The sequence below is a fragment of the Sphingobium sp. LSP13-1-1.1 genome (assembly GCF_040676415.1).
GTDB lineage: Bacteria > Pseudomonadota > Alphaproteobacteria > Sphingomonadales > Sphingomonadaceae > Sphingobium.
On record NZ_JBEGHU010000006.1, the window covers coordinates 49,655 to 75,057 of the forward strand.

The 25,403-nt window shown below is 65.2% G+C and carries 32 protein-coding genes; 19 read left to right on the forward strand and 13 right to left on the reverse strand.

What is annotated here, in order from left to right:
* Positions 1 to 138 precede the first annotated feature (138 nt).
* The 9 genes from MRBLSP13_RS05590 to MRBLSP13_RS05630 all read left to right on the forward strand — a co-directional run bounded on the left by MRBLSP13_RS05590 (position 139) and on the right by MRBLSP13_RS05630 (position 6,304).
* Positions 139 to 897: a TorF family putative porin gene (locus MRBLSP13_RS05590; protein ID WP_363738130.1), complete on the forward strand. Its 759-nt coding sequence runs from the start codon at positions 139 to 141 to the stop codon at positions 895 to 897.
* A gap of 99 nt (positions 898 to 996) precedes the next feature.
* A complete protein-coding gene (locus MRBLSP13_RS05595) occupies positions 997 to 1,506 on the forward strand; it encodes a beta-carotene hydroxylase (protein WP_363738128.1) in 510 nt (169 codons plus the stop codon).
* A 92-nt stretch (positions 1,507 to 1,598) separates the two neighbouring features.
* Positions 1,599 to 2,270: a queuosine precursor transporter gene (locus MRBLSP13_RS05600; protein ID WP_133653902.1), complete on the forward strand. Its 672-nt coding sequence runs from the start codon at positions 1,599 to 1,601 to the stop codon at positions 2,268 to 2,270.
* 25 nt (positions 2,271 to 2,295) lie between these two features.
* The gene (gene argB, locus MRBLSP13_RS05605; protein ID WP_363753251.1) at positions 2,296 to 3,213 is read left to right on the forward strand and encodes an acetylglutamate kinase; all 918 of its coding nucleotides are present in this window, start codon (positions 2,296 to 2,298) and stop codon (positions 3,211 to 3,213) included.
* A 241-nt stretch (positions 3,214 to 3,454) separates the two neighbouring features.
* Positions 3,455 to 3,745, forward strand: a complete 291-nt coding sequence (locus MRBLSP13_RS05610) for a YggT family protein (RefSeq protein WP_007688568.1) — start codon at positions 3,455 to 3,457, stop codon at positions 3,743 to 3,745.
* Positions 3,742 to 4,077: a DUF167 family protein gene (locus tag MRBLSP13_RS05615; protein ID WP_363753254.1), complete on the forward strand. Its 336-nt coding sequence runs from the start codon at positions 3,742 to 3,744 to the stop codon at positions 4,075 to 4,077. The genes MRBLSP13_RS05610 and MRBLSP13_RS05615 overlap by 4 nt, the downstream gene beginning before the upstream one ends.
* 48 nt (positions 4,078 to 4,125) lie before the next feature.
* Positions 4,126 to 5,019, forward strand: a complete 894-nt coding sequence (gene folD, locus MRBLSP13_RS05620; RefSeq protein ID WP_133653905.1) for a bifunctional methylenetetrahydrofolate dehydrogenase/methenyltetrahydrofolate cyclohydrolase FolD — start codon at positions 4,126 to 4,128, stop codon at positions 5,017 to 5,019.
* On the forward strand, positions 5,016 to 5,690 hold the full coding sequence (locus tag MRBLSP13_RS05625) for a hypothetical protein (protein WP_363753257.1): 675 nt from the start codon (positions 5,016 to 5,018) through the stop codon (positions 5,688 to 5,690). The genes folD and MRBLSP13_RS05625 overlap by 4 nt, the downstream gene beginning before the upstream one ends.
* The gene (locus MRBLSP13_RS05630; protein ID WP_363738120.1) at positions 5,687 to 6,304 is read left to right on the forward strand and encodes a MarC family protein; all 618 of its coding nucleotides are present in this window, start codon (positions 5,687 to 5,689) and stop codon (positions 6,302 to 6,304) included. Before MRBLSP13_RS05625 ends, MRBLSP13_RS05630 begins: the two co-directional genes overlap by 4 nt.
* A gap of 87 nt (positions 6,305 to 6,391) precedes the next feature.
* On the opposite strand, the gene MRBLSP13_RS05635 is transcribed toward MRBLSP13_RS05630, so the two are convergent.
* From MRBLSP13_RS05635 to coxB, 10 genes are all read right to left on the reverse strand, one after another.
* Positions 6,392 to 7,273 (reverse strand): class I SAM-dependent methyltransferase, encoded by an 882-nt coding sequence (locus tag MRBLSP13_RS05635; RefSeq protein WP_363753260.1) that lies wholly within the window; start codon positions 7,271 to 7,273, stop codon positions 6,392 to 6,394.
* Position 7,274: 1 nt separating this feature from the next.
* Positions 7,275 to 8,675, reverse strand: a complete 1,401-nt coding sequence (gene thrC, locus MRBLSP13_RS05640; protein ID WP_133653909.1) for a threonine synthase — start codon at positions 8,673 to 8,675, stop codon at positions 7,275 to 7,277.
* A gap of 44 nt (positions 8,676 to 8,719) precedes the next feature.
* Complete coding sequence (locus MRBLSP13_RS05645; RefSeq protein ID WP_363753262.1) at positions 8,720 to 9,346, reverse strand: SURF1 family protein; 627 nt, start codon at positions 9,344 to 9,346, stop codon at positions 8,720 to 8,722.
* Positions 9,343 to 9,753 carry a DUF983 domain-containing protein gene (locus tag MRBLSP13_RS05650; protein ID WP_133653911.1) on the reverse strand — a complete coding sequence of 137 codons (411 nt, stop codon included), beginning with the start codon at positions 9,751 to 9,753 and terminating at the stop codon, positions 9,343 to 9,345. Before MRBLSP13_RS05650 ends, MRBLSP13_RS05645 begins: the two co-directional genes overlap by 4 nt.
* Positions 9,754 to 9,825: 72 nt before the next feature.
* On the reverse strand, positions 9,826 to 10,656 hold the full coding sequence (locus tag MRBLSP13_RS05655; RefSeq protein WP_363738115.1) for a cytochrome c oxidase subunit 3: 831 nt from the start codon (positions 10,654 to 10,656) through the stop codon (positions 9,826 to 9,828).
* Positions 10,657 to 10,692: 36 nt separating this feature from the next.
* Entirely contained in the window at positions 10,693 to 11,268 is a 576-nt protein-coding gene (locus MRBLSP13_RS05660; RefSeq protein ID WP_363753265.1) for a cytochrome c oxidase assembly protein, read from the reverse strand.
* The gene (locus MRBLSP13_RS05665; RefSeq protein WP_363738112.1) at positions 11,268 to 11,399 is read right to left on the reverse strand and encodes a hypothetical protein; all 132 of its coding nucleotides are present in this window, start codon (positions 11,397 to 11,399) and stop codon (positions 11,268 to 11,270) included. Before MRBLSP13_RS05665 ends, MRBLSP13_RS05660 begins: the two co-directional genes overlap by 1 nt.
* Entirely contained in the window at positions 11,396 to 12,316 is a 921-nt protein-coding gene (locus tag MRBLSP13_RS05670; RefSeq protein WP_363753268.1) for a heme o synthase, read from the reverse strand. Before MRBLSP13_RS05670 ends, MRBLSP13_RS05665 begins: the two co-directional genes overlap by 4 nt.
* Positions 12,317 to 12,433: 117 nt before the next feature.
* On the reverse strand, positions 12,434 to 14,101 hold the full coding sequence (ctaD, locus tag MRBLSP13_RS05675) for a cytochrome c oxidase subunit I (protein ID WP_363738108.1): 1,668 nt from the start codon (positions 14,099 to 14,101) through the stop codon (positions 12,434 to 12,436).
* Positions 14,102 to 14,119: 18 nt separating this feature from the next.
* Positions 14,120 to 15,133, reverse strand: a complete 1,014-nt coding sequence (gene coxB / locus MRBLSP13_RS05680; protein ID WP_363753271.1) for a cytochrome c oxidase subunit II — start codon at positions 15,131 to 15,133, stop codon at positions 14,120 to 14,122.
* A 288-nt stretch (positions 15,134 to 15,421) separates the two neighbouring features.
* On the opposite strand from coxB, the gene pyrE reads away from it, so the two are divergent.
* From pyrE to MRBLSP13_RS05710, 6 genes are all read left to right on the forward strand, one after another.
* Positions 15,422 to 16,003: an orotate phosphoribosyltransferase gene (pyrE, locus tag MRBLSP13_RS05685; protein ID WP_363753348.1), complete on the forward strand. Its 582-nt coding sequence runs from the start codon at positions 15,422 to 15,424 to the stop codon at positions 16,001 to 16,003.
* Between the two features lie 2 nt (positions 16,004 to 16,005).
* Positions 16,006 to 16,743 (forward strand): pyridoxine 5'-phosphate synthase, encoded by a 738-nt coding sequence (locus MRBLSP13_RS05690; RefSeq protein WP_363753274.1) that lies wholly within the window; start codon positions 16,006 to 16,008, stop codon positions 16,741 to 16,743.
* Positions 16,740 to 17,141, forward strand: coding sequence for a holo-ACP synthase (acpS, locus tag MRBLSP13_RS05695; RefSeq protein WP_363753277.1), 402 nt, complete (start codon positions 16,740 to 16,742; stop codon positions 17,139 to 17,141). Before MRBLSP13_RS05690 ends, acpS begins: the two co-directional genes overlap by 4 nt.
* Positions 17,142 to 17,172: 31 nt before the next feature.
* Entirely contained in the window at positions 17,173 to 18,063 is an 891-nt protein-coding gene (gene lepB, locus MRBLSP13_RS05700; protein ID WP_363738100.1) for a signal peptidase I, read from the forward strand.
* A gap of 21 nt (positions 18,064 to 18,084) precedes the next feature.
* Positions 18,085 to 19,167, forward strand: coding sequence for an AI-2E family transporter (locus MRBLSP13_RS05705; RefSeq protein ID WP_208108099.1), 1,083 nt, complete (start codon positions 18,085 to 18,087; stop codon positions 19,165 to 19,167).
* A gap of 233 nt (positions 19,168 to 19,400) precedes the next feature.
* Positions 19,401 to 20,300 carry a dienelactone hydrolase family protein gene (locus tag MRBLSP13_RS05710; protein ID WP_363753280.1) on the forward strand — a complete coding sequence of 300 codons (900 nt, stop codon included), beginning with the start codon at positions 19,401 to 19,403 and terminating at the stop codon, positions 20,298 to 20,300.
* A 22-nt stretch (positions 20,301 to 20,322) separates the two neighbouring features.
* Here the strand turns inward: MRBLSP13_RS05710 and MRBLSP13_RS05715 are convergent, their stop codons facing one another.
* Entirely contained in the window at positions 20,323 to 20,859 is a 537-nt protein-coding gene (locus MRBLSP13_RS05715; protein ID WP_363753283.1) for a peroxiredoxin, read from the reverse strand.
* 203 nt (positions 20,860 to 21,062) lie between these two features.
* On the opposite strand from MRBLSP13_RS05715, the gene MRBLSP13_RS05720 reads away from it, so the two are divergent.
* The 4 genes from MRBLSP13_RS05720 to MRBLSP13_RS05735 all read left to right on the forward strand — a co-directional run bounded on the left by MRBLSP13_RS05720 (position 21,063) and on the right by MRBLSP13_RS05735 (position 24,153).
* On the forward strand, positions 21,063 to 21,605 hold the full coding sequence (locus MRBLSP13_RS05720; RefSeq protein WP_363753286.1) for a hypothetical protein: 543 nt from the start codon (positions 21,063 to 21,065) through the stop codon (positions 21,603 to 21,605).
* 83 nt (positions 21,606 to 21,688) lie between these two features.
* A complete protein-coding gene (gene recF / locus MRBLSP13_RS05725) occupies positions 21,689 to 22,756 on the forward strand; it encodes a DNA replication/repair protein RecF (protein WP_363753289.1) in 1,068 nt (355 codons plus the stop codon).
* A 105-nt stretch (positions 22,757 to 22,861) separates the two neighbouring features.
* Complete coding sequence (locus MRBLSP13_RS05730; protein WP_363753292.1) at positions 22,862 to 23,392, forward strand: CHAP domain-containing protein; 531 nt, start codon at positions 22,862 to 22,864, stop codon at positions 23,390 to 23,392.
* Positions 23,393 to 23,466: 74 nt separating this feature from the next.
* The gene (locus MRBLSP13_RS05735; RefSeq protein ID WP_363738088.1) at positions 23,467 to 24,153 is read left to right on the forward strand and encodes a CHAP domain-containing protein; all 687 of its coding nucleotides are present in this window, start codon (positions 23,467 to 23,469) and stop codon (positions 24,151 to 24,153) included.
* 85 nt (positions 24,154 to 24,238) lie between these two features.
* Here the strand turns inward: MRBLSP13_RS05735 and MRBLSP13_RS05740 are convergent, their stop codons facing one another.
* On the reverse strand, positions 24,239 to 24,514 hold the full coding sequence (locus tag MRBLSP13_RS05740) for a DUF3297 family protein (protein WP_133653925.1): 276 nt from the start codon (positions 24,512 to 24,514) through the stop codon (positions 24,239 to 24,241).
* 31 nt (positions 24,515 to 24,545) lie between these two features.
* On the reverse strand, positions 24,546 to 25,403 hold the full coding sequence (locus tag MRBLSP13_RS05745; protein ID WP_363738086.1) for a S1 family peptidase: 858 nt from the start codon (positions 25,401 to 25,403) through the stop codon (positions 24,546 to 24,548).

The window sequence follows — 25,403 nt, forward strand, 5'->3', positions numbered from 1 at the left end:
ATAAAATCTTGTGCGCTGCAACGGCGGCGGGCATCTCCTCCTTCGTTGAGGCAACCCGGTCCATCCCGCACAGGGCAATAGAGATCCGGGACCATGACGCAGGTGGGACCATCGCAGATACCATCAAGGGGACATCATATGCGTAAGTCCATACTCGGCCTCTCGGCCCTTGCCCTTGCCGCCATGTCGGCACCCGCTTTCGCTCAGGACGAGCCCACGCCCGATCTCACCGTGACCGGCACGGCCGCCGTGGTGACCGACTATCGCTTCCGCGGCATCTCGCAGACCGACAAGCGTTTCGCGCTGCAGGGCAGCATCACCCTGACGCACAGCTCGGGCTTCTACGTCTCGACCTGGGGCAGCTCGATCGATGATTATGTCGCCAATGGCAGCGACCAGGAACTCGACCTGATCGCCGGCTATTCCAAGACCGTCGGCGCGGCGACCTTCGACGTCGGCGTTCTCTATTACTACTATCCCGGTTCGGCCGGCGCGAACACCGATTTCGTCGAGCCCTATGCCTCCATCAAGGGCACGTTCGGCCCGGCGACCGCCAAGGTGACCGCCAATTATGCGCCCAAGCAGAAGGCGCTCACCGTCGACGGCATTCACAAGGAAGACAATCTGTACCTCGCCGGTGACCTCTCGGCCAGCATCCCGAACACCCCGCTGGGCGTGACGGCGCATCTGGCCCACAGCTTCGGGCCCAGCTATCTGGTCCCGGTCGGCAAGGGCTACACCGACTGGAGCGTCGGCGCGACCTATACGTGGAGCCATCTGACCTTCGGCGTCAGCTATGTCGACACGGACACCCATTTCCGTCCCAAGGCTGCTGCGGGCAACTTCCGCGATGCGGCCAGGGGCGCAGTGGTCGGTTCGGTCACCGCATCCTTCTGATCGCCTGAAAAGGGATGAAGAGGCCGCGCTCCCCGTGGGCGCGGCCTTTTTTGCGCTTTGCGGCTCGCCTGGGCGCGGGCCGCACCCTATAAAGGGCGCATGACCGCCTTCTCGCTGATCCTCCTCTTCCTCGTGACCGTCGCCGCGATGGAGGGCTTCGCCTATGTCATGCACCGTTGGGTCATGCACGGGCCGGGCTGGTTCCTGCACGCCAGCCACCATCGGGAACGCCCCGGCCGCTGGGAAGCGAACGACCTCTATTTCGTGATCTTCGCCATGCCCTCCATCCTGCTGCTGCTGGGGGGCGTGCAATGGCATTGGGGCGATTGGGCGACGGCGACCGGCGCCGGCATCGCGGCCTATGGCGCCATCTATCTGGGTTTCCACGACATCATCGTCCATCGCCGCGTCCGCCATCGCCATGTGCCGCGCTCCGCCTATATGAAGCGCATCGTCCAGGCCCATCGCCTGCATCATGCGGTCGAGACGAAGCAGGGCTGCGTCAGCTTCGGCTTTCTCGTGGCGCCCAGTCCGGATGCGCTGAAACGCGCCCTCGCCCGCAACGGCAAGGCCGGACTGCGCGCCGCCAAGGGCGTTCTGGAGGGCTGAAGCCCATGCGTGCGGCGCTGGACAGCCCTTCGCCGAAGCCGCGCCTCCTCTAACCGCTTTCCACTCCGCCCAAAGCCCGGTAAGTGCCGGCAATGGCTTCGCATCCCGCACCGATCGCGCGTTCGCTCTTCGTATTTTCGATCTTCTACGGCGGCATGGTCTGCATTGCCGGCGTGCTCGGCAACAAGCAGGTGACGCTGGGGCCCCTGTCGGCCATCGGTCCCTGGTTCGGCCTCGGCCCGCTGGCGGTGGAGGCGGGCATCTTCGCCTTCCTGCTGCTGGTGACGATTTCCAGCGCGGTGGCGGAACTGCACGGCCCGGCCGTCGCCAACCGGCTGGTGCGGATCGGCTTCCTGCCGCTGATCGCATCCATATTGCTTTCCATCGCCGTGCTGTCCGTACCCGCCGCGAGCGACATGGACCCGGCGCGGCGCGATGCCTTTGCGCTGATGATGGGCGGCACGCCCCGGATCTGGCTCGGCGGGATCATCGCCTATGGCATTTCCCAGACCTTGAACGTCACCCTCTTCGCCGCACTCAAGGGGCGCGAGGGCAGCCGCCTGCTCTGGCTGCGCGCCGCGGTGGCGAGCATATTGTCGCAGATCGCGGACACGCTGCTCTTCGTCTCCATCGCCTTTTACGGGGTGTTCCCGATCGGAGAGCTGCTGCTGGGGCAGATGCTGGCGAAGGTCACGCTGTCGGCGCTGCTGGTGCCGCCCGTCCTCTATGCGCTGGTCGCGCTGGGGCGCCGCCTGGACCGTTAGCTTGCGGCGACGCGCATAGTGCCCTATGCGCCCGCGCATGAACAGCAAGCACGCCCCCGATCCGGCGCTCCTCGTCAAGGCCGAAACGCTCGTCGAGGCGCTTCCCTATATGCAGCGCTATGCGGGCAAGACCTTCGTCGTCAAATATGGCGGCCATGCCATGGGCGATCCCGAGGCGGCGCGCGATTTCGCCGAGGACGTCGTGCTGATGAAGGCGGTCGGCATCAATGTCGTCGTCGTCCACGGCGGCGGTCCGCAGATCGGCGCGATGCTGAAGAAGCTGGGCGTCGAGTCGCAGTTCGTCGGCGGCCTGCGCGTCACCGACAAGGAAACCGCGCAGATCGCGGAAATGGTGCTGGCCGGATCGATCAACAAGGAAATCGTCGGCTGGATATCCGGCGCGGGCGGCCGGGCCGTCGGCATTTCGGGCAAGGATGGCGGGCTGGTCCTGTGCGAAAAGGTGCTGGGCAAGCGTGAGGCGGACCCCAATTCCGGCATAGAGCGCAATGTCGACCTGGGCTTTGTCGGCGATCCGGTGAGGGTCGACCGCAGCATCCTGGACACGCTGACCCAGAATGGCATCATTCCGGTGGTCGCGCCCGTGGGCATCGGCGCGGATGGGCACACCTACAATGTCAATGCCGACACCATGGCGGGCGCCATCGCCGCGGAATTGCAGGCAGCCCGCTTCTTCCTCCTCACCGACGTCGCCGGCGTTCTGGACAAGCAGGGCCAGTTGCTGACCGACCTGGACCCGCATGCGATCAGGGGGCTGGAAGAGGACGGCACCATCAGCGGCGGCATGATCCCCAAGCTGGAAACCTGCGTCCGGGCGGTCGAAGGCGGGGTGGACGCCGCCGTCATCCTGGACGGACGGGTGCCGCACGCAATGCTGCTGGAAATCTTCACCGATCGCGGTGCGGGTACGTTAGTCCGCCGGTGAACCGGGCCCCTTCGGGCTTGAAGCAAAGCGCATGGGCGGCCCGCCAGCGTGCCGCATGGCAGGCGGCGGTCGGGGGCGCCGTGCGCGGCGTCGCGAAAATCCATGGGGCGCGGTGCGGCAACGGGCCTGATGAAGTCCGCACCCAGGCTATCTTATGGGTTTTCCGCAATTTCCGGGCGTTCAGATGTTCCATCTGACTTGAAATCGCTTTAGAGCGATTGGCCATCAATTCGGAGATCGCATGGCCTACGCCCTCTATCAGATCATCGTCATCCTGCTCGATGTGCTGTGGTGGATCATCATCATCCAGGCCATCATGAGCTGGCTGATCGCCTTCAATGTCGTCAATCTTTCCAATGATTTCGTGCGCACGGTGATGGTCGCGCTGGATCGGATGACGGCGCCGATATACAATCCGATCCGCCGGGTGCTGCCGGACCTGGGGGCGCTCGACCTCTCGCCCATGGTCGTGCTGCTGGGCATTCTGATCATCCGCCAGGCCATATTGCCGCCGCTGTTCGGCCTGGTGTGACGGTCTGGCACCGGGACGGCGACGATCTCATCCTCTCGGTCCGGTTGACGCCGGGCGCGACGCGGGAAGAGATTGGCGGCGTCTGGACGGACGACAAGGGCGCAACCTGGCTGCGTGCACGCGTACGCGCCGTGCCGGAAAAGGGAAAGGCCAATGCGGCGCTGGTCGCATTGCTGGCGAAGCGGCTGGAGTGGCCACGCAGCGCGATTTCACTGGAATCGGGTGACACCAACCGGCTAAAGCGGCTGCGGATCAAGGGGGGCGGTGAGGCGTTGACGCTGGAGCATTTCCAATCGAGATGCGAGCAGCTGACATCTCAGGAAATGCGGTAGCCGCAGCGCCGGGCTTTGCGCCATCATCAAGGAACAGGTTGAAGCATCATGACCATCGGCAAGATCATCGACGGCAAGGCCTTTGCGGAGACGCTTCGTGGCAAGGTCGCGGACGGGGTCGGCGCTTTCATCGCGAAGACCGGGCGCAAGCCGGGGCTGGCGGTGGTGCTGGTGGGCGAGGATCCGGCCAGTTCCGTCTATGTCCGCAACAAGGGCAAGATGACCGTCGCCGCCGGCATGGAAAGCATGGAATTCAAGCTGCCCGCCTCCATAGGCGAGGAGGAATTGCTGGACCTGGTCGAGGAACTGAATGCCGACGACCGGGTCGACGGCATCCTCGTCCAACTGCCGCTGCCATCGCACATCAACGAGGCATCGGTGATCGGCACGATCGATCCCGCCAAGGATGTCGACGGTTTCCATGTCGTCAATTCGGGCCTGCTCGCCACCGGGCAGGAGGCGCTGGTGCCCTGCACGCCGCTGGGCTGCATCATGCTGCTCAAGGATGAACTGGGCGATCTTTCGGGTCTGGAAGCTGTCGTCGTCGGCCGATCCAACATCGTCGGCAAGCCGATGGCGCAATTGCTGCTGGCGGAAAACTGCACCGTCACCATCGCGCACAGCCGCACGCGGGACATCGCCTCCGTCGTGCATCGCGCCGACATCGTGGTCGCGGCCGTGGGCCGGGCGGAAATGGTGAAGGGCGAGTGGATCAGGCCCGGCGCGACAGTGATCGACGTCGGCATCAACCGCGTCACCGATACGGAGGACGGCAAGAGCCGGATCGTCGGCGACGTCGCCACGGCCGAAGCGCTGGCCCATGTCCGCGCCATCACTCCGGTGCCGGGGGGCGTCGGCCCGATGACCATAGCCGTCCTGCTGCGCAATACGCTGGTCGCGGCCCATGCGCGAGCGGGGCTCGCAAAGCCGGAGGGGCTGTGAAGGCGCGCGCCGCGTTCCTGATCCTGACATTGCTGGCGCTGGCGGGCGCGCGCCCGCCCATGCGCTATCAGCCTGACCCCAGTTCCGTGTTCGCGGCCGAACTCGCCTTCAACCGGCTCGCGCAGCAGAAGGGGCAATGGACCGCCTTCCGCGAAACGGCGGCGGACGAGGCGGTGATGTTCGTGCCGCAGCGGGCGTTGGCGAAGCAATGGCTGAAGGGACGCGCCGACCCGCCTGCCCCGGTAAGCTGGACCCCCTCGACCATCTATGTGTCCTGCGACGGCAATCTGGCGGCCAGCACCGGCGGCTGGAAGCGGCCGGACGGATCGGTCGGCTATTTCACCACTATCTGGCAGCGGGACAAGAAGGGCGAGTGGAAATGGATCATGGACCATGGCGACACGCTCGCCAGCGCCCGTGAAGCGCCCGAATTCCTCATCGGCAAGGTCGCGACCTGCAAGCGCGGCCGCGCCGGGGACGGCCCTCGACCCGCCGCCTCGCCGCCGGACCGCAAGGCGACAAAGGGCGAGACACCGCCAGCCCCTCGCGATGAAAGCCTGAGCTGGAACGCCGATGTCGCTGCCGACGGCAGCCGCCGCGTGACCGTACGCATGTGGAACGGGACCGACTATGACATGGTGATCGACGACAGGGTGGCCGCGACGCAATGACGGAACTGTTCATCTCCGCCTTCGTCACCCTGTTCGTCGTGATCGATCCGCCGGGCTGCGCGCCGATCTATGCCAGCCTCACCACCGGGGCGACGCAGATCCAGCGCCGCAGCATGGCGATCCGCGCCGTGGCCATCGCCGCGGGCATCCTGCTGCTGTTCGCGCTGTGGGGCAAGCAGTTGCTGGGCACCCTGGGGATCGCACTGGACAGTTTCCGCATCGCGGGCGGCATCATGCTGTTCATCATCGCCATGGACATGGTGTTCGAAAAGCGCACCCAGCGGCGAGAGGACCGGGCGCAGAAGATCGCCGAAACGCCCGAGGTCGAGGATGTGTCGGTCTTCCCCATGGCGATGCCGATGATCGCCGGGCCGGGTTCGATCGCCACGGTCATGCTGCTGATGTCGCGGGCGGAGGGGTTGAGCGAGCGGCTGGTGGTGATCGGCGCGGTGGTCGTGACGCTGGCGCTGATGCTGGGGTCGCTGCTGGCGGCGGGGCCGATCATGGCTTTGCTCGGGTCCAAGATCGAGGCGGTGATCACAAGGCTGCTGGGCGTCCTGCTGGCCGCGCTGGCCGCGCAATTCGTGATCGATGGACTGAAGGCGAGTTTCTGAGCATTGCGGGGAAAAGCGGCCATGCTTTTCCCTTTCAAACGATGCGACGCCAGAGGCCGGAGCGTCACCGCCTGGCACAAAATCGCCTCAGCGGCTCCAGCGGGCCCAGATCGCAGTAGGCAGCATCAATCCGCGCGCCTCTTCGCGCACCACCAGTTCACCCGCTTCGACGGTGCCCGGCAGATCGGCGAACGCCTGGCGCAACAATTCCCCGATCGCCAGCGCCGACATGCGGACGGCATAGACGGTCAGGAACAGGAAACGGCTGTCCGCGTCCAGCAATTGCCGGCAATGCGCGATCAGCCCCGGCAGATCCTCCTCCAGCCGCCACACTTCCCCATCGGGGCCCCGGCCATATTTGGGGGGATCGAGCAATATGCCGTCATAGCGGCGCCCGCGGCGTACCTCGCGCGCCACGAACTTTGCGGCATCGTCGACGATCCAGCGAACCGGCCGATCCTCCAGCCCGGACAACGCCGCATTGGCCCGCGCCTGCGCCACCGACTTCTTGGACGCGTCGACATGCACCATCTGCGCGCCCGCCGCCGCCATCGCCAGCGTGCCCACGCCGGTATAGCCGAACAGGTTCATCACCTGCGCCTGATCCCCTGCGCTGACCTTGTCCGCGATCCGGCCGCGCATCCATTCCCAGACCGGCGCCATGTCGGGAAAGAAGCCGAGATGACGGAAGGGAGTGCAGCTCGACTGGAAGGTGACTTCGCGCCACTCCAACGGCCAGCCTTCAGCAGGCACCGGTCGCTCATAGAACCAGCGCCCGCCGCCCTCCTCGTCGGAACCGGGGACGAATTCGCCGTCGGCCTGCCAGTCATCCTGCGCCGGAGCCCACATCGCCTGCGGTTCCGGCCGGATGAAGCGGAAACGGCCATAGCGCTCCAGCTTTCGCCCGTGGCCCGAATCGATCAGGCCATAATCGGACCAGGGCTCACCGATAAGGGTCTGGAGTTTCACATCAGCCCCTCGGCGTCGCGCGCTCCGCGACATAGGCCGTGACCGCGTCGAAGGTGCCGGGCAGCTTGGCATAGGCCTCTTCCCGTGCGAACAGGTCACCCACGCGCGAGGGCAAGGAGGGGCGAATGCCCGTGGCGCGCTCGACCGCCGTGGGGAATTTCGCAGCATGCGCCGTCGCCAGCGTGACCACAGGCACCGCCGGGTCGAGCTCGGCCGACCGCGCCGCCGCCAGGCCGACCGCGCTGTGTGGATCGATCACCTGCCCGGCCGCATCATAGGCCCAGCGCATGGCCATGGTCATGGCGTCGGCATCGATCCGCGCGGACGTGAACAGCGCCGCCGCGCCGTCCCGCTGCGCATTGGTGAGGCGCATCGCCCTGCTCGTTTCGAAACCCCTCATCTGTTCGGCCAGCGCCTTGCCATCGCGCCCGCCCGCATCGAACAGCAGTCGCTCGAAGTTCGAGCTGACCTGGATGTCCATGCTGGGAGTAGCCGTCGCCACCACCTGCCCCTGGCTGTAGTCGCCATCGGACAGGGCGCGGTGGAGGATGTCGTTGACATTGGTCGCCACCATCAGCTTCGCGACGGGCAATCCCATCTTCGCCGCGACATAGCCCGCGAACACGTCGCCAAAATTGCCTGTCGGGACGGAGAAGGCGACGGAACGTTCCGGCGCCCCCAGGCGGACGGCGGCGTAGAAATAATAAACGACCTGCGCCATCAACCGCGCCCAGTTGATGCTGTTCACCGCCGACAGGTTGAAGCGGCGCGCGAAATCGGCGTCGTTGAACATCGCCTTCACCAGCGCCTGCGCATCGTCGAAGCTGCCGTCAATGGCGATGTTGTGGACATTGGGTGCCCGCACCGTCGTCATCTGCCGCCGCTGCACATCCGACACACGGCCTTCCGGGTGCAGCATGAAGATATCGATCTTGGCACGGCCGGCGACCGCATCGATCGCCGCCGACCCGGTATCGCCGGATGTCGCGCCGACGATGGTCAGATGATCGTCCCGGCGTGACAGGAAACGCTCGAACAAATGGCCGAGCAGTTGCAGGGCCACGTCCTTGAACGCCAACGTCGGCCCGTGGAACAGTTCCAGCAGCCAGTGGCGATGGTCAAGCTGCACCAGCGGCGTCACCGCATCATGGCTGAACCGGCCATAGGCGGCGGTGCACAGTTCCCGCAATTCCTCTTCGCCCAGTGATCCGGCGACAAAAGGCGCCATGACCCGCACTGCCGTTTCCACATAGGAGAGGCCCGCCAGCGCACGTATCTGCTCAGCGGAAAAGCTGGGCCAGCTTTCCGGCACATAGAGCCCGCCATCGGACGCCAGCCCCGCCAGCGTCACATCCTCGAACCCGAGCGCGGGCGCGCTCCCTCTGGTGCTTACATAGTGCATGATGGGGTAGCGCGGTAACGCCGGACGCGCCTCCGGGCAAGCTTTTAAGGTCGCGGCTTCCGCTTGCGCAGCGCGAGGACATAGATGATCGCCGCGATCCCAGCGAAGAAGAACCACTGCACCGCATAGGCCAGGTGATTGTTCGGCACGTCAGCCACATTGGGCGGGGCCAGCGGCTTGAGGCCAGGCACCGGCTCTCCGGCGATCAGCATGGGCCGCAAGGGCATGGCCTTGCCGCCGATCCGCGACAGGAGCGAACGATGGTCCGGCTCCTCCCCGATCCAGCCGCGCATCTGCCCCCCCCGCCACTGGGGTTTGGCGTCCGGCGTCCTGGCGACGCCCGCCGCGACCAGCACCCCCGGCCCCTCGATACCCGTCGCGCATTCGGCGATGTAGCGGTAGCCGACCGACCCATCGGCCGCCCGTCCAGCTTCGCTGTGCCAGCGGACGACACGCAGGCAATGGGCGGAGGAGCGCCGAAACAGAAGGTCTGCGGGCACAGGCGGATAGGCCGGAAAGGTGACGGCGGGCCGGGCCGGATTCGCCGCGACGAGGCTCAGCATCGCCTCCTTCTCCGCCCTGCGTTGAAGCTGCCAGATGCCGAGGCCGACCATCACCAGCACCGCCGCCGCCACGATCAGCGTCGGGACATGGGGGAAGCGCCGGCTCATGGCTGGCGTTCCCTTTCGGTCAACCGCCCCTCGCGCGCCTTGTTGCGATATTCGAGGATGAGCAGCGCGCCCTTCGCCACGCGCAGGCTGCCGATCACCGCGACCACGGTCAGCGGCGTCCAGAGTAGGATATGCAGCCAGAGCGGCGGATGGACCTTCAATTCCAATATCAACGCCATCGCCACCATCAGCGCGCCGATGATCAGCGTCAGGAACGCCGCGGGCCCGTCGCCGACATTGAACTGGCCATAGTCCAGCCCGCAGTTCCTGCATGACGCGGCAAAGCCCACAGGCCCCGCGAACAGAGTCGGCGCGCCGCATTGCGGACAGGCGCCCCGGGCCGAAGCGATCAACAGCGGCTGCGGCTCAGGGGATTGTGGGTCTGGCGGGGACATGGGCTCAGGCATAATGCCCCCGGCCGGAAAAGAAAACGGCCGGAGCAAGTCCGGCCGTTTTCCGTAAATCGATCGGCGAAAGGATCAACCGCCGTGCACCGGCGCGCCCCAGCCGCCCCACACATAGATGGCGACGAAAAGGAACAACCACACCACATCGACGAAATGCCAGTACCAGGCAGCCGCCTCGAAACCGAAATGCTGGCGCGGGGTGAAGTCGCCCTTGTGCGCGCGGATCAGGTTCACCAGCAGGAAGATGGTGCCGATCAGGACGTGGAAGCCGTGGAACCCGGTCGCCATGTAGAAGGCCGAGCTGTACGGACTGCCGCCGAAGGGGAACGGCGCATGGGCATATTCATAGGCCTGGATCGACGAGAAGAGGGCGCCCAGGATAACCGTCAGCGTCAATCCCTTCTTCAGGCCGTCGCGATCACCATGAATCAGCGCATGGTGCGCCCAGGTGACGGTCGTGCCCGAACAGAGCAGGATCAGCGTGTTGAGCAGCGGCAGTTCGAAGGCGTTCATCACCTCGATGCCCTTGGACGGGAACATGCCCTCGATCGGCGCCAGCTGGCTGGGGAAGAGCGAGAAGTCGAAGAACGACCAGAACCAGCCCACGAAGAACATGACTTCCGATGCGATGAACAGAATCATGCCGTAGCGCAGGTGAAGCTGCACCACCGGCGTATGATCGCCCGCATGAGCCTCCGCAATGACGTTGGCCCACCAGCTGTACATGGTGAACAGGACGCCAGCGACGCCGATCAGGAACACCCAGCCGCCGCCGGCGGGCAGCGCATCGGGATGCATCCACATGATCGCGCCGAAAGCCATGACCAGCGCCGACATGGAGCCGAAAAACGGCCAGATGCTGGGCGGAAGAATATGATAATCGTGGTTCTTGGCGCCTGCCATGACGTTTCTCATCCCCGTTCGCGTTATGATTGTGCCTTAGCTTGGCTTCTTGTCCTGCTCAACAGGATAGAAGGTGTAGCTGAGCGTGATTTCCTGCGTGTCCTTATTGTCGGCATCCGTCAATATCTTGGGATCGACATAATAGATCACCGGCATGCGCACCTGTTCACCCGGCTTCAGCGTTTGCTGGGTGAAACAGAAGCACTGGATCTTGGTGAAATAGGCCCCTGCCTGGAGCGGCGTGACGTTGAAGCTGGCGGAGCCGGTGACCGGCTTGTCCGACATGTTCTTCGCGATGAATATCGCCATGGTGCGCGCGCCGACCGTCACCATCTGGGTGCTGCGCTCCGGGTAGAATTTCCACGGCATACCGGGCGCTACGTTGGAATCGAAACGGATCGACATGCGATGCCCGACCGCTTCTGCCACCTGCACGCCGGCAGCGGCGCGCTGCGTGGTGCCGCCAAAGCCCGTCCGCTGGCAGAAGATCCGGTAGAGCGGCACCGAAGCGAACCCCAGGCCCAGCATCGCCAGGCCTACGCCGGCCATGCCGATCATGGTGCGCCGGTTGCGGCGATCCCGGTCGAAGGGTGAAGGCGGAAGGCTCGCCATCAATGACCCCCACCGATCTTGGCGATGGTGATCGCGTAGAAGAGAATGACCAGAGCGCCCAGCAGCAGCCCCGTCACGATGGCGCGCGCCTTCTGCCGCGCGCGAATCTGGCCGTCTTCCTCTGGGGTCATGCGGCCACCCAGCGGTCGACGACCACCGCGCCGAAAAGGAGGAACAGGTACAGGATCGAATATTTGAACAAACGCTTTTCCGGCGCCATCCGCGCAGGATCACTCTCGCGCCGGCGCAACACCTGGAAGGCCAGCAATGCGAACAGCGCCGTCCCGAGCAGCGCCGTCGTGCCATAGATGGGGCCTGTCAGGCGCAACAGGACCGGGGCCATGGCGGCCACGGCCATGATGGCGGTGTAGAACCAGATATGGCGCCGCGTCGCCACTTCACCCGAAACCACCGGCAGCATGGGAATGCCGGCGGCGGCATAATCCGTCTTCACGAACAGGGCCAGTGCCCAGAAATGAGGCGGAGTCCAGAAGAAGATCAGCATGAACAGCGCAATCGGAAGCGCGCTGATGTCGCCCGTGACCGCCGCCCAGCCGATGACCGGCGGAAAGGCGCCCGCCGCACCGCCGATGACGATATTCTGTGCCGTGCGGGGCTTGAGCCAGATGGTGTAGACGAACAGGTAGAAGAGGATCGACACGGCCAGTACGGCAGCCGCGAGCCAGTTAGCCGCGATACCCATCAGCAGGACCGAGAAGAAGGACAGGCCCACGCCGAAATGCAGCGCGGACTGGCGATCCATCCGGCCCGCGGGCAACGGACGGTTGGCCGTGCGCTTCATCTTCGCATCGATATCGGCTTCATACCACTGGTTGAGCGCGGCGGCCGCGCCCGCCCCCAGAGCAATGCACAGGATTGCGGTGAAGGCGAGGACCGGATGCATATGTTCGGGCGCCGCGAGCAAGCCGCACAGCCCGGTGAAGACGACCAGCGTCATCACCCGCGGCTTGGTCAGCGCGACGAAGTCCCGCCAGTGCGCGGGAATCGTGAAAGCCGAACCTTCGGACATGATCGGCGAACTTGCCATAATCTCCTCACGCGGCGTCCCGGCGCGACGGCCACGCCGGGACTGCCCTGATTCCAGGACTGGCGGCCTTTACCCCAATCCTTGCGTCCCGGCAAACCGGGACGCCCCCGCCGATGATCAGTCGATGACCGGCAGCGTTTCGAACTGGTGGAAGGGCGGCGGGCTGGACAGCGTCCATTCCAGCGTGGTGGCGCCCTCACCCCAGGGATTACCCTCCGCCTTCTTGCCGGCGACCAGCGACCAGACAAGGTTGACGAAGAAGATCAGCATGCCCGCGGTCATGACTTCATAGCCGTGGCTCGCCACCTTGTTCCAATAGGCGAACGCTTCCGGATAATCGGGGTAGCGACGCGGCATGCCCGACAGGCCCAGGAAGTGCATCGGGAAGAACAGCATGTTCACGCCGACGAAGAACACCCAGAAGTGGAGATGGCCCAGAAATTCATTGTACATGCGACCCGACATTTTCGGGAACCAGTAGTAGAACCCCGCGAACAGGCCGAACACTGCACCCAGCGAAAGGACGTAGTGGAAGTGCGCGACCACATAATAGGTGTCGTGCAGCACGTCGTCGACGCCGCCATTGGCCAGCACCACGCCGGTGACGCCGCCCACAGTGAACAGGAAGATGAAGCCCAGCGCCCAGACCATCGGGGTCTTGTAGCTGATGGAACCGCCCCAGATCGTCGCGATCCAGGAGAAGATCTTGATGCCGGTCGGCACCGCGATCACCATGGTGGCGGCGGTGAAGTACATCTTCACGTTCACCGACATGCCGGTGGTGAACATGTGGTGCGCCCAGACAACGAAGCCGACCACGCCGATCGCGACCATGGCATAGGCCATGCCGAGATAGCCGAAGACCGGCTTGCGGCTGAAGGTCGAGACGATCTGGCTGATGATGCCGAAGCCCGGCAGGATCATGATGTACACTTCGGGGTGGCCGAAGAACCAGAAGAGATGCTGGTACAGTTCAGGATCGCCGCCACCGGCCGCGTCATAGAAGGTCGTGCCGAAATTGCGGTCGGTCAGCAGCATGGTTATCGCCGCAGCGAGAACCGGCAGCGCGAGCAGCAGCAGGAAGGCGGTGACCAGCACCGACCAGACGAACAGCGGCATCTTGTGCAGCGTCATGCCCGGTGCGCGCATGTTCAGGATGGTTGTGATGAAGTTGACCGCGCCCAGGATCGAGCTCGCACCCGCGATGTGGAGCGACAGGATCGCCATGTCGACCGCCGGACCCGCCGAACCGCTGGTCGACAGCGGGGCATAGACCGTCCAGCCGGTGCCCGCGCCATTGCCGGTGCCGCCGGGCACGAAGGTCGAGCCGAGCAGCAGGGCGAAGGCGGGGATGAGCAGCCAGAAGCTGATGTTGTTCATCCGCGGAAAGGCCATGTCCGGCGCGCCGATCATGATCGGCACGAACCAGTTGCCAAAGCCGCCGATCATAGCGGGCATCACCATGAAGAAGACCATGATGAGGCCGTGGGCGGTGATCAGCACGTTCCAGAGGTGATAGGCCTGGTCCAGCGTGGCGGTGGGGCCATCGCTGAACTGCGCCCAGGTCTGGAGATACTGGATGCCCGGCTGCGCCAGTTCGGCACGCATCAGGCCCGAGATCGCGCCGCCGATGATACCGGCAATGATCGCGAAGATCAGATAGAGTGTGCCGATATCCTTGTGGTTGGTCGACATGAACCAACGCTGGAAGAAGGCCGGCTTGTGATCGGCGTCATGATGCTCATGAGCATGATCGCCGTGATGATCTGCGGTAATGGTGGTCATGGCGTCTATGCCCTTACATCAAAGCTTGGCGGCAGGAGCGGCAGCGGGCGCGGCGGCCTCCGCCGTGGTCGCGGCGGCGGCGCCCTTCAGCGTACCGCCCTGCGAGAGCAGCCACTGGTCGAACTGCGCGGGCTCCAGCGCCTCGATCGCGATCGGCATGAAGCCATGGCGCGCGCCGCACAGTTCCGAGCACTGGCCGTAATAGACGCCTGGCTCCTCGATGGTGAAGCTCTTCTCATTGAGGCGGCCCGGCACGGCGTCCATCTTCACCCAGAGCGAGGGGACCGCGAAGCTGTGGATCACGTCGGCGCCTGTGATGATCAGCTTGATCGGGCGACCGACCGGCAGGACCAGGCGGTTGTCCGGCGCCAGCAGATAGGGCTCGCCATTCGCTTCCGCCTTGTCGCGGGGCAGCAGGTTCGAAACGAATTCCGGAATGCCGTTGTCGGGATATTCATAGCCCCAATACCATTGGTAGCCGGTGACCTTGACGGTCAGCGCATCCTTGGGCGCGGGCTTGTACTGGTCTGCCAGCAGGCCGATCGAGGGAATAGCGATGGCGAGCAGGATCACGACCGGGACCACGGTCCAGATCACCTCGATCACCGTGTTGTGCGAGGTCTTGGACGGCGTCGGGTTGGCGCTGCGGCGGAAGCGGACCATGACATAGAGCATCAGGACCAGAACGAAGATCGAGATGATGGTGATGATCGGCAGCAGCATCTTGTCATGCAGCCAGCGCGCGGTGTGCCCGGTTGGCGAGAACTGCTTCTGAAGAGTGATTTCACCCGGCATCGGCATGCCCTTGCCCAAAGTGGGCTTCATCCGCGGCGGCGCGGCCACCTTGGCCGCTGGCGCGGCCTGCGCGGCGGGCGCCGCTGCATTGCCGGCCGAATCAGCGGCTGCGGCTTCGTTCCCGGCGGCCGGAGCCGCCACCGCGGCATTGTCCTGGGCCAGCACCGGACCGTTCATGGCGAGCGTGGGCACAAAGGCCAACAACCCGGCGAGAACGAGCGATTTCACCTTGTTCATAAGCGTCTTCTTACCCCGTAACCCCTTGGCGCCGCAGCAACGAAGACACACGCATACACGTCCCCCCCGCCCGTATCGGTCTGCCGCGGCTTATAAGCATCTTTTTTTACGCCTCAAGCTTCCACAACCAGATTTTCTTCGCTGTTGCAACGCCTAGTTGGTGAGCCTATCTCGCACCCCGCGCGCAATTGCGCATATATGGGGCGAGATCATGGGGCGACCCATGGTGAAAAGGCGTGCCGCATCGCGCCCGAGCGGGGCGGCGTGGGCGAATGGATCAAGACAAGAATGACCGACGAGGAAGTATTAGCGGAATTCAGGGCTGCGGGCGCGTTGCTGGAGGGGCATTTCATCCTTTCCTCGGGCCGCCGCAGCGCCAATTATCTTCAGTGCGCGCGCGTGTTGATGAACGCGGAGCGGGCCGGACGGCTGGCGCGCGCCGTGGTGCAGAAGCTGCCCCGCGAATTGCGGCAGGACATCGATCTGGTGGTGTCCCCTGCGATGGGTGGGCTCATCATCGGCCATGAAATCGGCCGCGCGCTCGACAAGGACGCCGTTTTCCTGGAACGTCCCGAGGGCACGTTCGAACTGCGCCGCGGCTTCGCCATCACGCCGGGACAGAAGGTGCTGATGGTGGAGGACGTCGTCACCACCGGCCTCTCCTCCCGCCAGGCGATCGAGGCGGTAGAGGCGGAGGGCGGCATCGTCATCGCGGAAGCCGCGCTGGTCGACCGTTCCGCCGGAGAAGTGGATCTGGGCGTTCCCTTCTACCCGCTCGTCAGCATCAATTTCCCCGTCTATGACGCGGACCAGGTCCCGCCCGAACTGGCGGCGATCCCCGCGATCAAGCCCGGCAGCCGGAAGCAGTAGCCATGTCGCAAACCCCCGCTCATCTGCGCCTGGGCGTCAACATCGATCATGTGGCGACCATTCGCAACGCGCGCGGGGGAACGCATCCCGACCCGGTCAAGGCGGCGCTGCTGGCGGCCAAGGCGGGCGCGGACGGCATCACCGCCCATCTGCGCGAGGATCGGCGGCACATTCGCGATGAGGATATCGCCACGCTGATGGCGGCGCTGACGGTGCCGCTGAACCTGGAAATGGCAGCGACGCAGGAAATGCTGGGCATCGCGCTCCGGCATCGGCCGCATGCCGCCTGCATCGTGCCGGAAAAGCGCGAGGAGCGGACCACCGAGGGCGGGCTGGACGCCGCCGGGCAGATCGACGCTCTCCGCCCCATCGTCGGCGCGCTGGGCGATGCCGGGGTGCGCGTCAGCCTGTTCATCGAACCTGACGCCGCGCAGATCGAGGCAGCCATTCGACTGGGCGCTCCCGTGGTCGAACTGCATACGGGCCGCTACGCGCATCTGGAGGGTTCCGAACGAGCGGAGGAGCTGCGGCGGCTGGCCGATGCGGCGGCACTGGCGGCGAAGAACGGCATCGAACCGCATGCGGGCCATGGCCTGACCTTCGACAATGTCGGGCCGGTCGCCGCGATCCCGCAGGTCGCCGAACTCAATATCGGCCATTTCCTGATCGGGGAGGCGATCTTCAGCGGGCTGGAGAGCAGCATTCGCGAAATGCGCCGCCAGATGGATCTGGCCCGTTGATCGTCGGCTTCGGTTCCGACCTCTGCAATATCGAGCGGATCCAGAATTCGCTCGACCGCTTCGGGGAGCGGTTCGAGAATCGCGTGTTCACCGATGTGGAGCGGGCGAAGGCCAACCGCCGTCCCTTCACCAAGGCGGGCACGCTCGCCAAGCGCTTCGCGGCAAAGGAAGCGTTTTCGAAGGCCGTGGGCACCGGCTTCAAACGGGGCGTCTTCATGAAGGACATCGGCGTCGTCAACAGCCCAAGCGGCGCCCCGACGCTGCAGCTGAGCGGCGGAGCACTCGCCCGACTCGAATCGCTGCTGCCGGCCGGACATCGGCCCGTCGTTCACCTGACGCTCACCGACGATCATCCATGGGCACAAGCCTTTGTGATTATCGAAGCCTTGCCATTATAAGCGCCGCATCTCTCCAGCCGGAAATCCTCCCATGACGGCAGCCGACATGACCGAAAACGATTCTGCCCCATCCGACCAGCCCGGCCCGGTTTCCGAGCCGGAAAAGGCGTCCGTGAACTGGTGGCACGAGGCGAAAAGCATCACCCTGCTGATCCTGGCGGTGCTGGCCTTCCACAGTTTCGTGGCCAAGCCCTTCTACATTCCCAGCGAATCGATGATGCCCGTGCTGCTGAAGGGCGACCGGCTGGTGGTCAGCAAATATCCCTATGGCTGGTCCTACGTCTCGCCCAGCTTCCATCCGCTGCCCTTCCTGAAGGGCCGGATCTTCGGCCGCATGCCCGACCGTGGCGATATCGTCATCGTTTCGCCGCAGGACAAGCGGGAGGATTATATCAAGCGGGTCATCGGCCTGCCTGGCGACATATTGGAGGTGCGGGGCGGACAGGTCGTGCTGAACGGCGTGCCGGTGCCGCAAAGGGTACTGAAGCCCATCCGCATCCCTGTTGACGGCAACGCCCCCTGCCCACCCGCGCAATTCCCCGGCGCGCTGGTCACGGATGCGAACGGCAAAAGCTGGTGCGAACTGCCGGTGCGGCAGGAAGTGCTGCCCAACGGCAAGAGCTATGTCATCATCGATATGGGCCCAAGCACGCTCGACTGGTACGGCCCGGTGCGGATCCCCCCGAATCACGTCTTCCTGATGGGCGACAATCGCGACAACAGCGCCGACAGCCGCGCGCCGCTGGAGGAGAACGGACTGGGCGGACCAGTGCCGTGGGAAGCCATTGGCGGCCGGGCGGAGTTCATCACCTTCTCGCTCGACGGCGATTCATCCTGGAACCCGCTAAGCTGGCTCCATGCGCTGCGCGGTGGCCGTGCCGGGAACAGCCTGCGCCCGGCGAGCGTTACTCCACCGAAATAAGCCTTGCACAGGGGGCCAGGATTGAGCGGGACGAAAATCCACATTGAGGAACCCGGCCCCAGCGAATTGCGCAGCCCGCTGGTCCAGCATGAAATCAAGCGCGCGGGGGTCTGGTTCGCCATCGGCATCGCCATCGCGCTGCTCGTGCTGCTCGCGCAGCCGATCATGCTCATCATGGGCGCATTGGTGCTGACCACGATGATGGACGGCGGTACCCGGCTGCTGGGCCGGGTCCTGCCGATCGGGCGCGGCTGGCGACTGGCCTTGGTGCTGATCGCCGCCCTCGCCTTCCTGATCTATACCTTCTACCTGACGGGATCGAGCCTGGCTGCGCAGGCACAGGCGATGCGGGTCATCGTCGAGACGCAGATCAACCGCATTGGCCAATGGCTGCAACAGCTCGGCATCACCACCACGCCGGAGGATTTCAAGAGCCTGGCGCAACAGGCGATGAGTTCGCTCGGACGGGTAACGGCGGCGGTGGGGACGATGGTCGGTGCGGTCACCAGCGGGGTGATGATGCTGGTGCTCGCCATCTTCATCGCGATAGAACCCAAGCTCTATGAGCGCGGCGTCGCCTGGATGCTGCCGATGGACAGGCGCGGTCGCTTCTACGCCATTGCCGACCGGATGGGCTGGACGCTCCGGCGGCTGATGTTCGGCCGGCTGATCGGCATGACGGTGGAGGGCGTGGGAACCTGGCTGCTGCTTTGGGCCGGCGGGGTGCCGATGGCCGGGCTGCTCGGCATATTGACCGGACTGTTCGCCTTCCTCCCCAATATCGGGTCGATCATCTCCGGCGTGCTGATCGTGCTGGTCGGCTTTTCGGCGGGCGTGAATGCCGGGCTATATGCGTTCGGCGTCTATCTGGTCGTGCAGATCGTCGACGGTTACCTGATCGTGCCGATGGTGGCCAAGCGCGCCACCGATCTGGCTCCCGCGCTCGTGCTGGCGGCGCAAATCCTGTTCGGCGCGCTGTTCGGGATCATGGGTCTGTTTCTCGCCGACCCGATCATCGCGATGATCAAGGTCTATCTGGAGGAGCGGTCGAAGGCACTGGAAGCGGAGAATGAGAGGAGCGCGGCCGTCCCGGTCACGGGATGATCATTCCTTTTGCTCTTGGATTATAAGGGGACTTCAAGCATCGTGCTAAAAACCGGACAGCGATCATCCGATTGACGATGCGACGACGAAAATTCGGAGGGCATGGCCGCGTCCGATCTGACGCGGCGCGCCAGGATCAACGACTCGGAAAAATGCGGCATCCGGGGACAGGGCGTTCTCGCTCCATGTGAAAAGGCTCAGGCTCTGCCGCGATGGCTTGAGGAGAGACGCGCATGACCAACGGACAGGATCAGCCCCAACGCTTGCCAGAGGACAGAAACTGGATCGGCTCGACCGGACTCGACCGGCGCAAGCTGCTGGTGGGCGGGGCATTCGCTGCCGGGTTCGCTGCCGCCTGCCGCCCCGTGTCCAGCAGCGCGGTCCAGACTTCCGGCGAAGGATTGAAGGAAGAGGCCGTGTCGATCAGGGCGAGCGACGGCTTCGCCATGCCTGCTTTCGTCGCCCGGCCTGCCGCCGCCAGGGCCGCACCGATCATCGTCGTGGTGCATGAGATATTCGGCGTGCACGAGTGGATACGCGATCTTTGCCGCCGCTTCGCCCAGGCGGGCTATTATGCCATCGCGCCCGACCTGTTCGCGCGCCATGGAGATGCGACCAAGGTCGCGGACTTCAAGCAACTGATTGGCACCATCGTTTCCAAGGCTTCCGATGAACAGGTGTTGAAGGACATCGACGCCACCTATGCCTGGGCGGGCAGCCATGGCGGCGACGGCAGGCGGCGGGGCATGACGGGCTTCTGCTGGGGCGGGCGCGTGGTTTGGCTCTACGCCGCCCATAGCAGGGAACTGGACGCGGGCGTCGCCTTCTATGGCCGGCTGATCAGCGACAAGACGGAATTGCAGCCGCTGAGCGTCATCGAGCAGGTGAGCCAGCTCAAGGCCCCGGTGCTCGGCCAATATGGCGCGCTCGACAAGGGCATTCCGGTGGCCGACGTAGAGAAGATGCAGGCCGCGCTGAAGATCGCCGGCAAATCGCCGCCCGACGCGATCACCGTCTATCCCGGCGCCGACCACGGCTTCATGGCCGACTATCGTCCCAGCTACAACGAAGCCGCCGCCAAGGCCGCCTGGCAGGCGACGCTCGACTGGTTCGGCAAATATGTGAAAAAATAAGGGCGTCGCCGGCGCGAACGCCCTATTTCTGCTTCATCGCCTGAACGGCCGCCAGCGTGCTCTTCACATGGCCGGCATAGTTCATCTCGCTATGGACGAAGGCGATGCGGCCACTCGGCGCAATGACATAGGAGGTACGGTCCGTCATGCCCGGCTGCATCTTCAGCGCCACGTCATAGCCCGACACGATGGCCGGCCCGGCCGATGCCACGGCGAACTTGCCCGCGCATTCCTTCGTGGAGAAGGCGACGAGATCGTTCACCGGATCGCCCGACATGCCGATGACGGTTGCGCCCGCTTTCCTGAAATCCTCGATATGTTCGGCAAATTCCCGCGCTTCGGCGGAACAGCCGGGCGTGAACGCCTTCGGGAAGAAATACAGCACCACCGGGCCGCGCTTCAACTGATGCGACAGCGTCAGCGTGAAGGTCTTGCCCGCGAGCGCGCCGCGGGTGGTGAAGTCGGGCGCCTTGGCCCCGACGGCCAGCGCGGCCATGGCGCCCTGCGAACCGGCGGCGGCAGCGGCAAGGGCGAGCGCGATCTTCAGGCTTCTCATCATCGCTTTCCTCTTCTTCCAGGCATATTCGCTCAGGCTCGGGCAGGCGACGCCGACATGCCATCGCGTTCGGCCATGGTGATGACCGCAACGCTCGACGCGCGCAAGCCCGCCAGTGCGCTCGCTTCCACCGCGAGCAAAGAAAACATCTCCCTTCCCGGCCCGGCCGTGGCATAACCCCCCTCTCGACCTGGAGGACAGCAGGAATGAAGCAGGAAGGCGGGCGGCCCGGAACCCATTGGCGAAGCGCCGGTTTTCTTCCCATGCGCGCAATGATCCTCCTGCCGCTGCTTGTCCTTGCGGCGTGCAACGACAAGCCGGGTGACCAGCCCGGCATGGCCACCAATATCGTCGATGAGGCGATGAACGACATCCAGCAGGTGCCGCAGGACGCGAACGAGATTCAGACCGCCGAGCCCGCACCGGAAATTCCCTCGTCGCCGGCGACGGTGGGATCGACCATTCCCGCCAGCCTGCAGGGGCGCTGGACCGGGCTGGACGAAAGCTGCGCCGATCGCGCCGCCGACCTTGAACTGACGATCACGCCCACCAGCCTCGTCTTCCTGGAAAGCGAGGGGAAGGCGACCGGCGTGTCGCACGGTCCGGACGGACGCATCCGCATCGACGCCGCCTTTACCGGCGAAGGGCAGAGCTGGAAGAGGAAACTGGAACTGCGCCCGTCGGCGGGCGGCCGCGAATTGACGGTGATCGACGGGGGCCGGGCTGTGACACGCAAGCGGTGTAGCTGATTTCCCGATCCTTGCCGTCGCAGGAACCGGAGGCGCTCTACTCCGCGCTTTCCCAAAGCCTTCGCACTGGATAGAGCCACCCCATGATCGGCCGTCTTACCTTGAGCGATTTCCGCAACCATGCGGATGCGCTGATCATGCCCGATCACAGCTTCATCGTGCTGACGGGCGACAATGGCGCGGGCAAGACCAACATATTGGAGGCCGTGTCGATGCTGGCTCCCGGACGCGGCTTGCGAGGCGCGGCCCTGCGCGACATGGTCCGGCAGGACGGGGCTGGCGGCTTCGGCATTGCGGCGGAAGTGGACGGCGTGATGCTGGGCACGGGGGTTCTCGCTTCCGCGCCCGACCGGCGGCAGGTGCGGATCGGCGGCGTTGCCTCCTCCGCCAACGCGCTGGCCGATCATCTCTCCATCGTCTGGCTGACGCCCGCCATGGACCGCCTGTTCATGGACAGCCCCGGCGGGCGGCGGCGTTTCCTGGACCGGCTGACGCTGGCGCTGCATCCCGCCCATGCCGTGCACAGCGCCCGTTATGAGGCGGCGATGCGCGCGCGCAACCGGCTGCTGAACGATCTGTCCGCCGCCGATCCCTCCTGGCTGAGCGCACTGGAAACGCAGATGGACGAACATGGCGCCGCCCTGGCCGCTGCCCGTGCCGATCTGGTCAGCCGCCTTCAGGCTGCGCTGCAGGGCCAGCCCGACCAGCCCTTCGCCCGTCCCCTGCTGGCGATCGAGGAAGAAGCGAGCGAGGAGCCCCTGGGGCTTCGCCTCGCGCGCGAGCGCCGCCGCGATGCCGCCGCCGGCCGCACCCTGTCCGGCCCGCACCGCCAGGATCTCGCCGTTGTCCATGCTGCCAAGGCGCAGGCCGCCGCGCTCTGTTCGACCGGTGAGCAGAAGGCGCTGCTGCTCTCCATCCTGCTCGCCCACGCCGCGCTGGTCTCGGCGCATCGCGGCCAGCCCCCGGTGCTGTTGCTCGACGAAGTGGCGGCGCATCTCGACCCGTCGCGACGGGCTGCGCTGTTCGACCGGCTGCGCGAACCCGGCGGTCAGGTCTGGATGACGGGAACGGAAGGCAATCTTTTCAATGAGTTGGGTAAAGCCAGCCGATTTTGCGTAACGGCTGGCCAGGTCGTTCGTTCCGCAGATTGACGCGTCGCAACAACGATTCGTCGCTGGGCGCTTCCCAACAAGTCCGGCGTCTGCCCTAAAGCCTCCACGGGGTCAGTCGTTCCAGAAGTCGGGGGTCGCATTTCTATGATCGGTGGTTTTCGCGCTATTGTCGCAGCGGCAACGCTTGTGCTTGGCGCCCTGATCACGACCCCGGCCGCCGCGGGTGTCCTGCAATGCGCTCCTTTCGCCCGCCAGGTTTCCGGCATCGCGCTGTACGGCAATGCCAATAGCTGGTGGGGCCAGGCCGAGGGCCGCTATGAGCGCGGCCATGAACCGCGGGTCGGTGCCGTCCTCGCCTTCGCCGCGAGCCGTTCCATGCCGGTCGGCCATGTCGCGATGGTCAGCAAGGTGATCAACGAGCGCGAAGTGCTGCTGACCCATGCCAACTGGTCCTATCGCGGCGGCATTGAGCGCAATGTCCGCGCTATCGACGTTTCCCCCAACAACGACTGGACCAACGTGCGCGTATGGTATGGCCCGATCGGGGATCTGGGTCTGCGGCCGAACGCCGCCAAGGGCTTCATTTACGCGCAAAAGTCGACCGCTGCTCCGGTGCAGATCGCCATGGCGGATCGCGCGACCGTCGGCGTCGACGGTGCCCAGACTGCTTTCTGACATTTTAACCATTTCCTAAACGCCAGCGCCTAGTTTCAGGGCCGGTGGGGCGATTCTGACTTTTTTGGGGTCGCATGAAATTGGGAAAAACGCGCTGGGCGGCCTTGTTGCTGGCCGGCCTGATGATCACGACGCCGGCGCCGGGCGCGACCATGCTGCAATGCGTGCCCTATGCGCGCACCGTATCGGGCGTTCAGATCCATGGCGACGCATTGACCTGGTGGGACCAGGCGGAAAATCACTATAAACGCGGCCATTCACCGCGCAGGGGCGCAGTGCTGGCCTTCCGTCCCGTCGGCCCGATGGTGCTGGGTCATGTCGCAGTGGTCAGCCGGGTCCTGGATGACCGGCGCGTGCTGATCCGGCACGCCAACTGGTCGGTACCTGGCGCGATCGAAGAAGACGTTCTCGCGATCGACGTGTCCGAAGCAGGCGACTGGAGCGCGGTGCGCGTCTGGCACAGTCCGACCAACCAGATGGGCGCGCGCAGCAACCCGACCTTCGGTTTCATCTATCCCGACAAGCCGCAATTGCATGAGTTCCAGCCCGACCCCGCACTGGGCGACAGCGTTCGTCTTGCGAGCATGAACGTGGCGAAGGACGATCCGGAGCCGGAGGCGCCGTCGGCGCGGACGGTCGTTGCCCGACAGCCGCGCCTGACGATTGACCTGCGCGCCATCCGCTATGCCGATTCGACGCCCTCGACCCGCTCGCTGCGCGACATCATCGCGGAGGTGAAACGGGACGCGGCCTTGCGTTGAGGCGCGGGGATCGCTGGCGCCTTCGCGTCGAAAGACGCCACCCCAACCAGGAGAGCGCGTCTTTCGTCCACCGCGATCGAAAAGACTATTCCGCCTTGTCCGCGCTTTGCCCGGCGTCCTCCGCAGGATTCTCGAACCAGGCTTCGACCGGGCCGGAGAGCTTGATCGTCAGCGGCTGCCCATGACGGTCGCGCGTCTTCCCGGCCGCGACGCGAATCCAGCCTTCCGAGATGGAATATTCCTCGACGTCATTGCGGACCCGGTCCTTGAAGCGGATGCCGATGCCCCGCTGCAGCACGTCCATGTCGAAAAAGGGGCTCTTCGGGTTGGTGGAAAGGCGGTCGGGGGGCGTATCGCTCATGATGGTCCAGATCCTGTGAATTTGGCGCGACCTAGCCCTTGGGGCTACCTGCCGTCAACTGCTCCGGCCCATCATCCACATCGCAGAAGATGCGCCGGATCACCCCCTGCGCCAACCAGGATTCGAAGCGGGCGTGCGCATCGGCGACGTCCAGGAAGGGGTAGGCCACCGGCCGTTCCGTCACCGCCCGGCTGGCGACGACCAGCCGCATCATGGCATCGGGTGCCGTCGTCAATATCCGCCCGCGCCGGTCCGTGGCGGCGCTGTTGACGCCCACGACATGCCCGTCCTCGGCAAAGACGGGTCCGCCGCTGATGCCGGACAAGGTGCCGTCCCCCATGGGGATGCGCGCATGTTCGGCCCAGGCGAGCACCGGCTGCGTCTCCTCCCCCACCCCGCGCCGGGCGCGCGCTGCACCAATAAGCTCCGATATGACCAGCGTCGGCTGGCCGCCGGGAAAACCCATATGATAGCCGACCGATCCAGGCGGCGGCATGCGGTCCGACAGCGGCAGGGCCTGGTCGCTCGCAACGCCGCCGCGCACCAGCGAGGCGTCCGCTTCCCGGCTTTCCACCAGCCGCGACACGGGTCGGGCAAAGCCGCCCTGCTCTATGCCGACGCGGGTGCAGCCATGGGTGACATGCTCGGCGGTCAGCCAGGCGCCGGAACGATCGATTGAGAAGGTCGTGCCCATGCTGTCGGCGGGCGCCTCTGCCCGTTCCTCGATGACGAAGCTCTCATCGCTCCATTGCGGCATCGGGCGGCGGGGAGAGCGGGGGTCGAACGCCTCGACACGCAGCGGTGTAGGCCTGGTCACCTCGCTGATCCACAGCAGCGCCAGGATGATGCCAAGCAGGCCTGGCAGACAGCCGAAGCGCCCGCGCGCCAT

Excerpts from the sequence above, each read along its gene's own strand:
- MRBLSP13_RS05590 (WP_363738130.1), top strand. The coding sequence starts at position 139 with ATGCGTAAGTCCATACTCGGCCTCTCGGCCCTTGCCCTTGCCGCCATG.
- MRBLSP13_RS05595 (WP_363738128.1), top strand. The coding sequence starts at position 997 with ATGACCGCCTTCTCGCTGATCCTCCTCTTCCTCGTGACCGTCGCCGCG.
- MRBLSP13_RS05600 (WP_133653902.1), top strand. The coding sequence starts at position 1,599 with ATGGCTTCGCATCCCGCACCGATCGCGCGTTCGCTCTTCGTATTTTCG.
- argB (WP_363753251.1), top strand. The coding sequence starts at position 2,296 with ATGCGCCCGCGCATGAACAGCAAGCACGCCCCCGATCCGGCGCTCCTC.
- MRBLSP13_RS05610 (WP_007688568.1), top strand. The coding sequence starts at position 3,455 with ATGGCCTACGCCCTCTATCAGATCATCGTCATCCTGCTCGATGTGCTG.
- folD (WP_133653905.1), top strand. The coding sequence starts at position 4,126 with ATGACCATCGGCAAGATCATCGACGGCAAGGCCTTTGCGGAGACGCTT.
- MRBLSP13_RS05630 (WP_363738120.1), top strand. The coding sequence starts at position 5,687 with ATGACGGAACTGTTCATCTCCGCCTTCGTCACCCTGTTCGTCGTGATC.
- thrC (WP_133653909.1), bottom strand. The coding sequence starts at position 8,675 with ATGCACTATGTAAGCACCAGAGGGAGCGCGCCCGCGCTCGGGTTCGAG.
- MRBLSP13_RS05645 (WP_363753262.1), bottom strand. The coding sequence starts at position 9,346 with ATGAGCCGGCGCTTCCCCCATGTCCCGACGCTGATCGTGGCGGCGGCG.
- MRBLSP13_RS05650 (WP_133653911.1), bottom strand. The coding sequence starts at position 9,753 with ATGCCTGAGCCCATGTCCCCGCCAGACCCACAATCCCCTGAGCCGCAG.
- MRBLSP13_RS05655 (WP_363738115.1), bottom strand. The coding sequence starts at position 10,656 with ATGGCAGGCGCCAAGAACCACGATTATCATATTCTTCCGCCCAGCATC.
- MRBLSP13_RS05660 (WP_363753265.1), bottom strand. The coding sequence starts at position 11,268 with ATGGCGAGCCTTCCGCCTTCACCCTTCGACCGGGATCGCCGCAACCGG.
- MRBLSP13_RS05665 (WP_363738112.1), bottom strand. The coding sequence starts at position 11,399 with ATGACCCCAGAGGAAGACGGCCAGATTCGCGCGCGGCAGAAGGCGCGC.
- MRBLSP13_RS05670 (WP_363753268.1), bottom strand. The coding sequence starts at position 12,316 with ATGGCAAGTTCGCCGATCATGTCCGAAGGTTCGGCTTTCACGATTCCC.
- ctaD (WP_363738108.1), bottom strand. The coding sequence starts at position 14,101 with ATGACCACCATTACCGCAGATCATCACGGCGATCATGCTCATGAGCAT.
- coxB (WP_363753271.1), bottom strand. The coding sequence starts at position 15,133 with ATGAACAAGGTGAAATCGCTCGTTCTCGCCGGGTTGTTGGCCTTTGTG.
- pyrE (WP_363753348.1), top strand. The coding sequence starts at position 15,422 with ATGACCGACGAGGAAGTATTAGCGGAATTCAGGGCTGCGGGCGCGTTG.
- MRBLSP13_RS05690 (WP_363753274.1), top strand. The coding sequence starts at position 16,006 with ATGTCGCAAACCCCCGCTCATCTGCGCCTGGGCGTCAACATCGATCAT.
- lepB (WP_363738100.1), top strand. The coding sequence starts at position 17,173 with ATGACGGCAGCCGACATGACCGAAAACGATTCTGCCCCATCCGACCAG.
- MRBLSP13_RS05710 (WP_363753280.1), top strand. The coding sequence starts at position 19,401 with ATGACCAACGGACAGGATCAGCCCCAACGCTTGCCAGAGGACAGAAAC.
- MRBLSP13_RS05715 (WP_363753283.1), bottom strand. The coding sequence starts at position 20,859 with ATGATGAGAAGCCTGAAGATCGCGCTCGCCCTTGCCGCTGCCGCCGCC.
- MRBLSP13_RS05720 (WP_363753286.1), top strand. The coding sequence starts at position 21,063 with ATGAAGCAGGAAGGCGGGCGGCCCGGAACCCATTGGCGAAGCGCCGGT.
- recF (WP_363753289.1), top strand. The coding sequence starts at position 21,689 with ATGATCGGCCGTCTTACCTTGAGCGATTTCCGCAACCATGCGGATGCG.
- MRBLSP13_RS05730 (WP_363753292.1), top strand. The coding sequence starts at position 22,862 with ATGATCGGTGGTTTTCGCGCTATTGTCGCAGCGGCAACGCTTGTGCTT.
- MRBLSP13_RS05735 (WP_363738088.1), top strand. The coding sequence starts at position 23,467 with ATGAAATTGGGAAAAACGCGCTGGGCGGCCTTGTTGCTGGCCGGCCTG.
- MRBLSP13_RS05740 (WP_133653925.1), bottom strand. The coding sequence starts at position 24,514 with ATGAGCGATACGCCCCCCGACCGCCTTTCCACCAACCCGAAGAGCCCC.
- MRBLSP13_RS05745 (WP_363738086.1), bottom strand. The coding sequence starts at position 25,403 with ATGGCGCGCGGGCGCTTCGGCTGTCTGCCAGGCCTGCTTGGCATCATC.